Genomic DNA, 11,386 nt, shown 5'->3' on the forward strand with positions numbered 1-11,386 from the left:
GTCAAAACAGGGTAAATGGCGCAATAACCATAAATTTGATGTCTTTCTCATCCTGGAAGATGTTGCCGTAACCACCGCTATAGCTGGGGAGATTGCTGTGATTGTCGTAGCGGGTGTAGTGCAGTTTGAATTGGGTGTCTTTGGCGCGCCCTTGCTGGATGGTGTAAACCAGATCGAGATTCCACGCTGACTCTTTCAGGCGCTGACTTTGATCGTAAACCGGATTGGTGGACGGTTTTGCATCCCAACCGTACGCGTAAGAAGTGCCGACCTGCCAGCCCGGCAATTGCCAGTGCCCCAGATCTACCATTACGCCAGCAAACAGCGCTTTCTCGCCGTTGGCGTTCCAGTCGGAGCGGGAATCCCACCATACATCGAGGCGACCATTGGAGCTGGCATAAGAAGGCGTCATACGTTGCAGGAAGAATCCCTGGTTGCCCTCGGCTTTTACCCAGGTGCCTTCGAGGCGGAAATCAAATGCGCCTAGCGTGTAGCCGAAAGTCAGCGCCTGCAGCCAGGCGAGGCCATCATAAACATCGTTTACAGCCCCCGCGCCGCTGTTGTCGCGGTCCTTCGCGCCATAAAACTGATAGCTGGTGCGCAGCGGCCCATTGGCGAGCGGCAGCTGATAAGACGCTTTGGCAAAATACTGATCCATGTAATCTGCCGCCTGACCGTAAGCGCCTTCCAGTACCAGATGGTTTTTAAAATCATATTTGGCACCGAAAGATTGCAGCCAGGGGATTTCCGTCACGCCATCGGCTTTGCGGAAGTTATACATGTCGCGATACCACGGCGCTTTGTACTCGTCGGTCCACATCCATGCGAGGGAAAGGGCGCCCGCATCGCTAAAATCAAAGGTGGTGCCGGCTTCAACGCCGCGATAGGTTCCGGGCAGAAAGCTCCAGTGTGGTGCCAGTAAGGTCTGTCCGCTGGGTTGCAGATAACCTGCGCGTAGCCAGTTTTCCTGCCATTTCGCTTTGAGCGCGGCCTTATAAAGACTTAAGCCACTCTTATCTCCGCTCCAGTCCTCATCCCAGCGCGTGTGGGCGTTGCTAAAGCCAATTTCGTTCGGTGCAGCGGGCCCGCCATGACTCAGTTCCAGCGCACCAAAAGCCGCCAGATCGAGTCCAATCACATCACCCGCATAACCGGATGAGAAATCGAGATTGGCGTTGGCAGAAGCGTGATGCAGGTTGGCATCATATTGACCGTAATTACCTTTTTGCGCGTCCATCTCTTTACGATCGCGCTGGCGTTGCCAGTAGAAGATGTTTCCAGTGAGAGATGAATCGTCAATGAAACCGCTGGCTTGAGTGGGGGAAGTGGGAACAAAAACACCGGCAAACAGAGCCGTAATCACTGCCGCAGCGAGCGGCGCGCGTAAAATCCTGCGCATAGCAAATCCTCCTTGATGCTTCCATTAATAATAAATATTTCCGTACTGTTTCATCATGAAACGAGTTGCGAGGATGCTATTTTTCGCGACGCGAATTATCAATGTAATTTATTACAAAGTATGACGTGGCGCGCAAAAAGAGCCCGTTTTAAGGGCTTCAATCAACACGTTACACGAAGGTGCAGTTTGTCACTTTGCGAGCGGGATTCAGGAATAAAGGCGTTTGCTTGCTTTCACCTACTGACTTCCCTATGCTCGAAGCGTTGTTTTGACTCGGGGTGCCCCTCTAATACAGGGCTGAGATACACCCGCTGACCTGATCTGGATAATGCCAGCGTAGGGAAGTCAGATGCCTGACCGCATTCGCCTTCTTGATCGCCGGTTGGGAGCTTTATGAAACAGCCTGACCCTCTTTCCTCCGCGCAACTCGCGCAATCTTTACAATTACTACGTCAACAAGCGCCGCTGGTGCACTGCATGACCAACGACGTGGTGCAAACCTTTACTGCCAACGTGCTGCTGGCGCTGCATGCCTCACCCGCGATGGTGATTGATACGCAAGAAGCGGCGCAATTCGCTGGCTTTGCCGATGCGTTATTGATTAACGTCGGTACGTTAACGCGCGATCGTCGTGATGCGATGTTAGCGGCGGTGCAGGCAGCGCAAAAAGCGGGCACGCCATGGACGCTGGATCCGGTCGCGGTAGGCGCCTTATCGCTGCGCACCGAATTTTGTCAGCAGCTACTTGGTCTGCATCCGGCGACGATTCGAGGTAACGCTTCAGAAATTCTCGCCCTGGCTAATCAGGCAACGGGCGGACGCGGCGTAGATAGCCTGCATCAGGCTGATGCCGCGCTGAATGCGGCCCAACAGCTGGCGCAGAATTATGACACTGTGGTTGCGGTAACCGGCGAAGTCGATTACGTCACCGATGGCAGACAAACGCTGGCGATCCCCGGCGGCAGCCCGCTGATGACGCGGGTGGTCGGTACCGGTTGCGCGCTGTCGGCGGTGGTGGCGGCCTTTAGCTGCTTGCCTGGCGATCGCCTGCAGCATGTCGCTGCCGCCTGTCGTGTGATGTCGCTGGCCGGTGAAATGACGGCGCGCAATGTCGAAGGACCGGGCAGTTTTGTCGCTGCTTTCCTTGATGCGCTCTGGACGCTGGAGGTAGCAGTATGAAACGCATCAATGCTTTGACCATTGCCGGCACCGATCCAAGCGGTGGCGCAGGCATTCAGGCCGACCTCAAAGCCTTCTCCGCGCTGGGCGCCTATGGCACCAGCGTTATTACTGCGCTTGTGGCGCAGAACACCTGCGGTGTGCAGTCGGTGTATCGCATCGAACCCGATTTCGTCGGCGCCCAACTTGATTCGGTGTTGGATGACGTGCGCATCGATGCGGCTAAGATCGGCATGCTGTCAGAAATGGCGATTGTAGAAGTGGTAGCCGCAAGGCTGAAACGCGCCAGCCTGCCGTTTGTGGTGCTGGATACGGTGATGATTGCGAAGAGCGGCGATGCGTTGCTGTCGCCGGATGCGGTGGCTAGCGTACGCGAACTGCTGCTGCCGCAAGTGTCGCTGATCACCCCGAACCTACCTGAAGCCGCAGCGCTGTTAGGACGTGCCATGGCGCAGGATGAAAAAACCATGTTGCAGCAGGGTGATGCGTTGCTCGATCTTGGCTGCGAAGCGGTGCTGATGAAGGGCGGACATCTCAGCGATGCCGAGAGTCCGGATTGGCTGATCACCCGCGATGGCCGGCAGCGCTTTAGTGCGCCACGCGTGAATACACGGCACACACACGGTACCGGTTGCTCGCTGTCTGCGGCGCTAGCGGCGCTGCGTCCGCGTCATGATGATTGGGCGACAACGGTGGCCGAAGCCAAAGCCTGGCTGCAGCAGGCGCTGCTGCACGCCGATTCGCTGGAAGTGGGTAAAGGCATTGGGCCGGTGCACCATTTTCATCAATGGTGGTAGGGCGTAACGCCAGATTGCCGCTTTTCCACTGCGTATCCGTCTGAAAAATGGAGTCAGCAATTTGCCAGCCTGGTGTATTGCGGTCCAGGCTGTTGGGGGCGAATCGGCATTTGCCGGTTCCAATCCAGCCATTTATCAGGAGCGAACATGACGGACATCGTACAGTTATTGGGCAAAGAGGCGGACAGCCTTCTTCAACATCGCTGCATGACCATTCCAGCGGATAGCCTCTATTTACCAGGCGCGGATTATGTTGATCGCGTAATGATCGACAACAATCGTTCTCCCACCGTATTACGCAACATGCAAACGCTATACAACACCGGACGTTTAGCCGGCACCGGCTATTTGTCGATTTTACCGGTCGATCAGGGCGTTGAGCACTCGGCGGGCGCATCCTTTGCTGCTAATCCCGCGTATTTCGATCCAAAAAACATCGTAGAGTTGGCGATTGAAGCTGGCTGCAACTGCGTGGCATCGACTTACGGCGTATTGGCCTCGGTGTCACGGCGTTATGCGCACCGCATTCCCTTTATGGTGAAATTAAACCATAACGAAACCCTGAGCTATCCCACCCAATACGATCAGACGCTGTATGCCAGCGTTGAACAGGCCTTCAATCTGGGCGCAGTAGCAGTTGGCGCGACCATCTACTTTGGCTCTGAGCAATCGCGTCGTCAGATTGAAGAGATCTCTGCGGCGTTTGAGCGCGCACACGAGCTGGGTATGGTGACGGTGCTGTGGGCTTATCTGCGTAACGATGCCTTCAAAAAAGAGGGCGTTGATTATCATGCCAGTGCCGATTTAACTGGCCAGGCCAATCATCTGGCGGCAACGATTGGTGCGGATATCGTGAAGCAGAAGATGGCTGAGAACAACGGCGGTTACAACGCGGTGAAGTTTGGTCATACCGATGAACGTGTTTATAGCAAGCTGACCAGCGAAAACCCGATTGATTTGGTGCGTTACCAGCTGGCGAACTGCTATATGGGACGTGCAGGGTTGATTAACTCCGGCGGTGCTTCGGCGGGTGAGACGGATATCGCGGAGTCTGTACGAACCGCAGTGATCAATAAACGTGCGGGCGGCATGGGGCTGATTCTGGGGCGCAAAGCGTTTAAGAAGTCGCTGAAAGAGGGCGTGCAGCTGATTAATGCGGTGCAGGATGTGTATTTGTCGAAAGACGTCACCATAGCTTGATGGTGTTTGCTGTCCCCCTCCTCGGTCCTCCCCCATAAATGGAGGAGGAAGACGCTGCCATATGTTAGTTGGGGTGTTGCATGTGGCAGCGTCTCCTTCCCCCGCTTGCGGGGGAAGGCCGGGATGGGGGACAGCGATAACCCTACTTAAGGCGCCTCAAACCACTCACTATTGCGCTCGGCAATGGGCGTAATGGTTAAAATCATCTCCTGCAGATGGCGGCGCATCGCGCTTTCAGCGCCGTCAACGTCATGCGCTTTCAACGCATTAAAGATATCTTCATGCTGCTGAATCAATCTTTCTGGCGGCGACACTTCGCTCAACGTCAGGAAGCGCACGCGGTCCATGGTGGCTTTGATGTTCTCCACCGTTTCCCACGCCAGCAGGCAATTAATCCCCTCGGCAATCAGGCGATGAAACTCATCATCCAGCATTAAAAATGCCTGGCTGTCATGACGTTCAGCCGCTAAACGCTGCAGCTGCAAGTTATGCTCCAGCGCCATCAATCCTGTCGCCCCCATTTCCTGCGCGGCGCGGCGTACCACGGCAATCTCGACCGCTTCACGAATAAAGCGACCATCGGCCACACGCTGGGCGGAGATCTTGCGTACGAAGGTGCCGCGCTGCGGCAAAACCTGCACCAATCCGGCCTCAGCCAGCTTAATAAAGGCCTCGCGCACCGGCTGACGCGACACGTTAAAGCGCGCCGACACTTCCTTCTCCGACAGCAGCGAGCCCGGATGAATAACGCAGGTCACAATATCTTTACGCAGATAGCGATAGATCTGCTGATTTACCGGTTCGCTGGTGGTTATGGTATAGGCAGTCGACATGCAGCAATATCCGTATTACGGCTGGCGTGCGCCAGCCCGTTGAGAAAGGGTAAGTCTAATCAGCACACTGCGTCTGCGCTACACATTTGTTTAGCCACTTAGCCTTGTGTAACGAGGCTGTGAACCGTGGCACGCGCGCCCTGTTGCACCAGTTGTTGATACAGTTCGGTCAGGCGGGTGACAAACGCCGTTTGCTGCAGCAGATCGTCGCCGAACACCGCTTTCAGGCCGAGTAACGCCTTTACGCGGGCTGCGCCTTCTTCACTGGTAGCGACGATATCCGCCAGCTGATCTTTTAACGGATCGCGAATCTCAATCGCTTCTCCTTGCTCGTTCACGCCGCCGACGTACCGCATCCAACCGGCCACGCCCAGCAACAAGAAATCGCAGGAAGTGCCGTTGCGCAGATGCCAGCGCACGCTATCCAGCAAGCGCTGCGGCAGCTTTTGCGTGCCGTCAGTCGCAATTTGATAGGTGCGATGTTTGATGGCGCGATTCTCGTAGCGCGCAATCAGTGAATCGGCATACGCCGCGAGATCGACGCCCTGGGTGCGCAGCGTCGGCGCCTGATCCTGCAGCATCAATGCGCGTGCCGCCTGACGATAGCTGGCATCGGCCATGCAATCACTGATGTGCTCATAGCCGGCGAGGAAGCCGAGATAGGCGAGGAACGAGTGGCTACCATTCAGCATGCGCAGCTTCATCTCTTCGAACGGCAGCACGTCGCTCACCAGCTCCGCGCCGGCGTTTTCCCATGCCGGGCGTCCGTTGACGAAGTTATCTTCAATCACCCACTGGAAGAACGGCTCGGCTTCTACCGCCACCGGATCGCGGCTGCCCAGGCGTTCAGCCAGCGTGTCAAACGCCGCATCGGTCATCGCCGGGACGATGCGATCGACCATGGTTGAAGGGAAGGTGATGTGCGTCTGGATGTAGTCTGCCAGCGCAGGGCTGTAGCATTCAGCCAGTTGGGTAATCACGTTGCGCGTAACGTGGCCGTTTTCCGGCATGTTGTCGCACGACATCACGCTAAACGGCGGCAGATGACGTTCACGACGGCGGATAATCGCCGCCAGAATCAGCCCCGGTAACGAACGTGGTGCCGCTGGATTGGCGAGATCATGCACAATATCCGGATGATCGGGATTCAGTTTGCCGCTCGACGGCATGTAGCAGTAGCCTTTCTCGGTGACCGTCATTGAGACTATCGCCACATCCGGCTGACTCATCGCTTCAATGACCGCCTCAATGCCGTCGCCTTTGCCGTGCAGGGCTTGCGTCACCACGCCAATCACGCGCGTGTGTAAACTCTCATCGGCCATTTCTGTCAGCGTGTAGAGCAGATCCTGTTGACGCAGCGCCTGAATCAGCGTGCCGCTGTTGAGATTCACCTCGCAGTAGCCCCAGTCGCTGCCCTGCGCGGCCAGCTTATCGGTCGCCAGCGCCTGATGTGCGCGATGAAAAGCACCAAAGCCAATGTGCACCATGCGGGTTTTGAGTTGCGTGCGATCGTAAGCCGGACGTTGAACATCAGCGGGGAGGCGATCAAGCTCTAACATAGTCATTCCTTTTAGCAAATGGGGCGCTCAGCGCCCCATGAGAATTACACAGAAACCGGTTTGTTGTTGGCCTTAGGTTCACGAATCACCAGCAGTACCAGCAGCGCGCCGACGCCAGCAACTGCACCTGCAAGGATGAACGCACTGTCAAACTTACCGGAGTGCTGCACGATGAAACCGGTGACGACGGGGCCGATAACGCCAGACAGGCTACCAATCAGATGGATAAAGCCGCTGATGCTACCCACACGGCTTTTATGCACTACGTCCTGCACTATCGCCCAGTAAATCGCGCCGGTGATGTAGAGGAAGAAGATGGAGATCGACATCATGATCACCGCCGAGTTGACCTCTTTTATCGTACCTGCCAGCGCCACGCAAATCGCCGCTGCCGTCAGTGAAACCACCAGCACAATTTTGCGTGAAAGCAGCAGCTTACCGGTGATATTGAAAATTTTATCGGAGATCCAGCCGCCCAGCGCCAGGCCAACGAAGCCGACAATCCACGGGATCATGGTGGTGATGCTCATCGCTTTGATATCGAGGCCATGCGCCTGCACCAGATATGCCGGGAACCAGCTGAGGAAGAAGAACAGGATGTAGTTGTAGCAGAAGAAGGCGAAGGCGGTGACCAGAATGATCGGCTGGCGCAGATAGAAGCCCAGACCGTGCGCGTTGCCGCTCGGGTCGATCACGTCGGCCGGTTCTTCGGCTTTCAGTTTTTCCACTAACGCGCGCTCTTCGGCGGAGACGCGTTTGCTTTTCGCTGGGTTATCTGACGCAAAGAAGAACCACAGCGCCAGCCAGACGAAGCCAATTGCGGCGATCACCACAAACGCTGGACGCCAGCCGAATGAGAGCGCCAGATAGCCGACAATCGGCCCGGCGACAGCACCGCCCAGCGGCGAACCTGAGCTCAGTAAGCCCATCGCCGTGGCGGCCTGTTTTTTCGGGAACCAGCCGTTGATGGCTTTGTTCGCCGAGGCGGAAATCGGGCCTTCTGCCATGCCAAACAGCACGCGCAGAATCATCATTGACCAGAAGCCGGTCGCCATGGCGGTCAGGCCACAGAACAGCGACCACATGCCGACAGCGGTACCGAGCACGATAGTCGGGCCAAATTTATCGGTCGCTAAACCGCCAATAAAGTTGAACAGGGCGTAACCGAAGAAGAAGCTGCCGAAAATCATGCCGAACTGTTCGGCGTTGATCATCAGGTCTTTTTCCACCAAAGGGACAGTCAAAGAGAGGGCGATACGATCAAGATAGTTGATCATAAACACCAGGAACAACAGCAGTACGAGGGTCCAGCGCAGGTTCTTAAACATAGAAACTCCGTCATCGTCTTTTTTATAGTAATAATGCCGGCGGGTAAGTGACCGGCATGGGGACACCTGGTGTGTGGGTTAACTTAACCCATTTGTAGGATCACTTTGCAGCAGGTGCGGGGATCTTTTTCGAACAGCGTCATCGCTTGCTCCACCTCCGCCAGCGGGAAATAGTGCGTCACCAGTTTCTCTGGCTGGATCTGCCCCTGTTCCATCCACTCAATCACCTGCGGGAAGCGATTGCTGTTGAGACGTGAGGTGAACAGCGACAGCTCTTTGCTGGTGAGACTCTGCTGCGTGATGCTGCACGGTTCGCCGGAGAAACCCAGCAGGCCAATGCGCGCCGCTGGCGAGGCGAGGGCGGCGGCTTCAGCCAGAATGGCAGGGTGGCAGGCGGCATCAATAATCAGCGTGGGTTGTACACCTTCCAGCTGCGCGGCTAAGGGAATCTCGCTGTTATTGAATACGCGATCGGCTCCGTTCTCCTGCGCCAGCGCCAAACGTTCTGGCAGGCGATCCACCACTAACACCTGCTCGACGCCGTACACACCTTTCAGCACCTGAATGGCGGTAAGACCCATCGGGCCGGCACCGTAAATCAGCGCCACATCGTTTGGCTGTGGTTTGAGAAAGGCGGTGATGTTGGCCGCGATGGTGAAGGGTTCAACCATGCTGGCAAGCTTGTCAGAAATACTATTTGGCAGGCGGAAGGCATTTTTCGCCGGCGCCACGGCATATTCGCTAAAGCCGCCGTCGCGGTGCACGCCGATCACCTGCAACTCTTTGCAGACGTTGGGGCGACCAATTGAGCAGGGATAGCAGTGACCGCAGCTGACTACCGGATCAACCGCCACGCGCTCACCGATGCGGCTGGCGGCGACGTCATCGCCGACCGCATCAATCAGGCCGAAAAATTCATGACCAATCACGCGCGGATATTTAGCGAAAGGATTGTGACCGTGCCAGATATGCACATCGGAACCGCAGATGCTGGCAAACTGCACCTTCACGCGGACTTCACCTGCAGCGGGCTGCGGCAGCGGACGCTCTGCCAACACCAATTCACCCGGTTGTTCAATCACCACACTTTTCATCATCTACTCCTTGCCTGCTGCCTTCTTGATAAGCTGAGCAGGCTTTAGCGGGAATGCAATGATGAAAAAATACGCGCACTAATACTACCATACAAGTCGGCGTTACAGAGTTGTGAAGAGAATCACAGAGCGGGAATTATGAAGGGATGATTGCAGAAGGTAAGTTGTTCCAGCGCTCAGGAACTAGTTTGGAGGGTTGCCATTTATAACAACCGCGATATCAGGTCACCATCAATGGCGACCCTACAAAAGACAAAACCCGCTCAGGTTTCCCTGAGCGGGTTTTTAAATTTGGCTCCTCTGACTGGACTCGAACCAGTGACATACGGATTAACAGTCCGCCGTTCTACCGACTGAACTACAGAGGAATCGTTTGAACGGGGCGCATATTAACGAGCGGGCTTCTGCTTGTCAAAACTCTTTTTCACAATTCTTACTGACTGCTGAATAAAGCGTCAATTGCCTGCTGTGCATGAGTTTCAAGTCGCTAAACCAGCGGCTCTACAGCCATTTTCGTGATGAAGATCACCAACTCTATGCAAAATTACATTCTGATTTGTCGTTTTTGTCAGATACCTCGCATGTATGATCACAGATATTTCATTTCGCCGTTGTCGCGCTGAAAAGCGAAACATATATTCCAGATCACTCGTTACCCGAATGCAGGAATAGTCATGAACAAAGTCAGAATCGGTATGATCGGCAGTGGATATATTGGTCGTTGTCACGCAATTGCTTACGCTCAGGCACCCACGGTTTTTGCCCTGAAAGGTGAAATCGTGCGTGAAATGCTGGCGGAAGTGAATCCTGAGCTGGCGGCAAAACAGGCAGCCACCTTTGGCTTTGCGCGATCCACCGGCGACTGGCGTGAGCTGGTGCGCGATCCTAACATCGACGTGGTCGATATCTGCGCACCTAACTTCCTGCACAAAGAGATGGCGTTAGAAGCGATTCGCAACGGCAAGCATGTCTACTCTGAGAAGCCGCTGTCACTGTCGGTAGCGGATGCCGAAGAGATGGTGCAAGCCGCGCAGCTGGCCGGCGTGAAAACGTTGGTCGGCTTCAACTACATGAAAAACCCCACCAGCCAGTTGGCGCGTGAGATCATCGCTCGGGGCGAAATCGGCGACGTGGTGCATTTTTATGGCACGCACAACGAAGATTATCTGGCGCGTCCGGAAACCCCGCTCGACTGGCACTGCCAGAAAGCGCTGGCGGGATTAGGCGCGCTGGGCGACCTGGCCGCGCACATTGTGAATATGGCGCATTATCTGGTCGGCGATATTGAAGAAGTCAGCGGCGATATGATGACGGTGATTAAGGAGCGTCCGGATCCGAAGGAGACTTCGCGCCTGCTGCCGGTAGAAAACGAAGATCAGGCTAGCGCCTTGCTGCGTTTTAAAAATGGCGCGCACGGCGTGTTTGAAACCTCGCGCATCGCCTGCGGCAGCAAAATGGGTCTGACTTATGTGGTGACCGGCACCAAAGGCACGCTGCGCTATACCCAGGAACGCATGGCCGAGCTGGAGCTGTATATCCATGATGAACCGGCAGGGCGCCAGGGTTTCAAAACCATTTTGACCGGTCCGGCGCATCCGGATTACGCCAATTTCTGCGTGTCAGCCGGGCACGGCATCGGCTTCAACGATCAGAAAACTGTTGAGATCCGCGATTTGATTAACGGCATCGCTGCCGGTGACCGCATGTGGCCGGACTTTGCCGAAGGTTTGCAGGTGCAGAAAGTATTGGAAGCGGTGGCGGTTTCCGCACTGGAACGTCGCTGGATGAAGGTGTAGAAAACCAGCCGCTGCACATCGTTCAATGTGCACCCTACGTAGGGTCGCCATTTATGGCGTAATGCTCGTCAGATAAGCAGCGCACTGGCTCCGCAGGGGTTCCGCCCGCTAAGCGTATGGCAGTTTCAGAATGTGTGAAGCCGGCGGCCGGGCTAAGGTCCGAAGGCGCGGACCTTAGCAATCCGCGCCTGCGCCGTCCTC

The 11,386-nt window shown here is 55.7% G+C and carries 9 protein-coding genes, 1 tRNA gene and 1 riboswitch; of the genes, 4 read left to right on the forward strand and 6 right to left on the reverse strand.

Features of this window, described 5'->3' with window-relative positions; translation table 11 throughout:
• Position 1: 1 nt before the first annotated feature.
• On the reverse strand, positions 2-1,399 hold the full coding sequence (locus PMI17_RS11255) for an OprD family outer membrane porin (protein ID WP_007889526.1): 1,398 nt from the start codon (positions 1,397-1,399) through the stop codon (positions 2-4).
• 264 nt (positions 1,400-1,663) lie between these two features.
• Positions 1,664-1,759: riboswitch (TPP riboswitch) on the forward strand.
• Between the two features lie 33 nt (positions 1,760-1,792).
• On the opposite strand from PMI17_RS11255, the gene thiM reads away from it, so the two are divergent.
• From thiM to fbaB, 3 genes are all read left to right on the forward strand, one after another.
• Complete coding sequence (gene thiM / locus PMI17_RS11260; RefSeq protein ID WP_007889528.1) at positions 1,793-2,578, forward strand: hydroxyethylthiazole kinase; 786 nt, start codon at positions 1,793-1,795, stop codon at positions 2,576-2,578.
• A complete protein-coding gene (gene thiD, locus PMI17_RS11265; protein ID WP_007889529.1) occupies positions 2,575-3,375 on the forward strand; it encodes a bifunctional hydroxymethylpyrimidine kinase/phosphomethylpyrimidine kinase in 801 nt (266 codons plus the stop codon). The genes thiM and thiD overlap by 4 nt, the downstream gene beginning before the upstream one ends.
• A 147-nt stretch (positions 3,376-3,522) precedes the next feature.
• Entirely contained in the window at positions 3,523-4,575 is a 1,053-nt protein-coding gene (gene fbaB, locus PMI17_RS11270) for a class I fructose-bisphosphate aldolase (protein WP_007889531.1), read from the forward strand.
• Between the two features lie 146 nt (positions 4,576-4,721).
• On the opposite strand, the gene PMI17_RS11275 is transcribed toward fbaB, so the two are convergent.
• The 5 genes from PMI17_RS11275 to PMI17_RS11295 all read right to left on the reverse strand — a co-directional run bounded on the left by PMI17_RS11275 (position 4,722) and on the right by PMI17_RS11295 (position 9,757).
• A complete protein-coding gene (locus PMI17_RS11275) occupies positions 4,722-5,408 on the reverse strand; it encodes a GntR family transcriptional regulator (protein WP_007889535.1) in 687 nt (228 codons plus the stop codon).
• A gap of 98 nt (positions 5,409-5,506) precedes the next feature.
• A complete protein-coding gene (locus tag PMI17_RS11280) occupies positions 5,507-6,967 on the reverse strand; it encodes a mannitol dehydrogenase family protein (RefSeq protein ID WP_007889539.1) in 1,461 nt (486 codons plus the stop codon).
• 44 nt (positions 6,968-7,011) lie between these two features.
• A complete protein-coding gene (locus PMI17_RS11285; RefSeq protein ID WP_007889540.1) occupies positions 7,012-8,295 on the reverse strand; it encodes an MFS transporter in 1,284 nt (427 codons plus the stop codon).
• Between the two features lie 83 nt (positions 8,296-8,378).
• Complete coding sequence (locus PMI17_RS11290; protein WP_007889541.1) at positions 8,379-9,389, reverse strand: Zn-dependent oxidoreductase; 1,011 nt, start codon at positions 9,387-9,389, stop codon at positions 8,379-8,381.
• 292 nt (positions 9,390-9,681) lie between these two features.
• Positions 9,682-9,757, reverse strand: a tRNA-Asn gene (locus PMI17_RS11295).
• A 306-nt stretch (positions 9,758-10,063) separates the two neighbouring features.
• Here PMI17_RS11295 and PMI17_RS11300 point away from each other — a divergent pair.
• Positions 10,064-11,185 carry a Gfo/Idh/MocA family protein gene (locus PMI17_RS11300; RefSeq protein WP_007889542.1) on the forward strand — a complete coding sequence of 374 codons (1,122 nt, stop codon included), beginning with the start codon at positions 10,064-10,066 and terminating at the stop codon, positions 11,183-11,185.
• Positions 11,186-11,386 lie beyond the last annotated feature (201 nt).

The organism is Pantoea sp. GM01, from assembly GCF_000282675.1.
Taxonomy (GTDB): Bacteria; Pseudomonadota; Gammaproteobacteria; order Enterobacterales; family Enterobacteriaceae; genus Pantoea; species Pantoea nemavictus.

What these genes read in the sequence shown, in the direction of transcription:
- PMI17_RS11300 (WP_007889542.1), top strand. Translation starts at nt 10,064, where the DNA reads ATGAACAAAGTCAGAATCGGTATGATCGGCAGTGGATATATTGGTCGT.
- PMI17_RS11290 (WP_007889541.1), bottom strand. Translation starts at nt 9,389, where the DNA reads ATGAAAAGTGTGGTGATTGAACAACCGGGTGAATTGGTGTTGGCAGAG.
- thiD (WP_007889529.1), top strand. Translation starts at nt 2,575, where the DNA reads ATGAAACGCATCAATGCTTTGACCATTGCCGGCACCGATCCAAGCGGT.
- PMI17_RS11280 (WP_007889539.1), bottom strand. Translation starts at nt 6,967, where the DNA reads ATGTTAGAGCTTGATCGCCTCCCCGCTGATGTTCAACGTCCGGCTTAC.
- fbaB (WP_007889531.1), top strand. Translation starts at nt 3,523, where the DNA reads ATGACGGACATCGTACAGTTATTGGGCAAAGAGGCGGACAGCCTTCTT.
- thiM (WP_007889528.1), top strand. Translation starts at nt 1,793, where the DNA reads ATGAAACAGCCTGACCCTCTTTCCTCCGCGCAACTCGCGCAATCTTTA.
- PMI17_RS11285 (WP_007889540.1), bottom strand. Translation starts at nt 8,295, where the DNA reads ATGTTTAAGAACCTGCGCTGGACCCTCGTACTGCTGTTGTTCCTGGTG.
- PMI17_RS11255 (WP_007889526.1), bottom strand. Translation starts at nt 1,399, where the DNA reads ATGCGCAGGATTTTACGCGCGCCGCTCGCTGCGGCAGTGATTACGGCT.
- PMI17_RS11275 (WP_007889535.1), bottom strand. Translation starts at nt 5,408, where the DNA reads ATGTCGACTGCCTATACCATAACCACCAGCGAACCGGTAAATCAGCAG.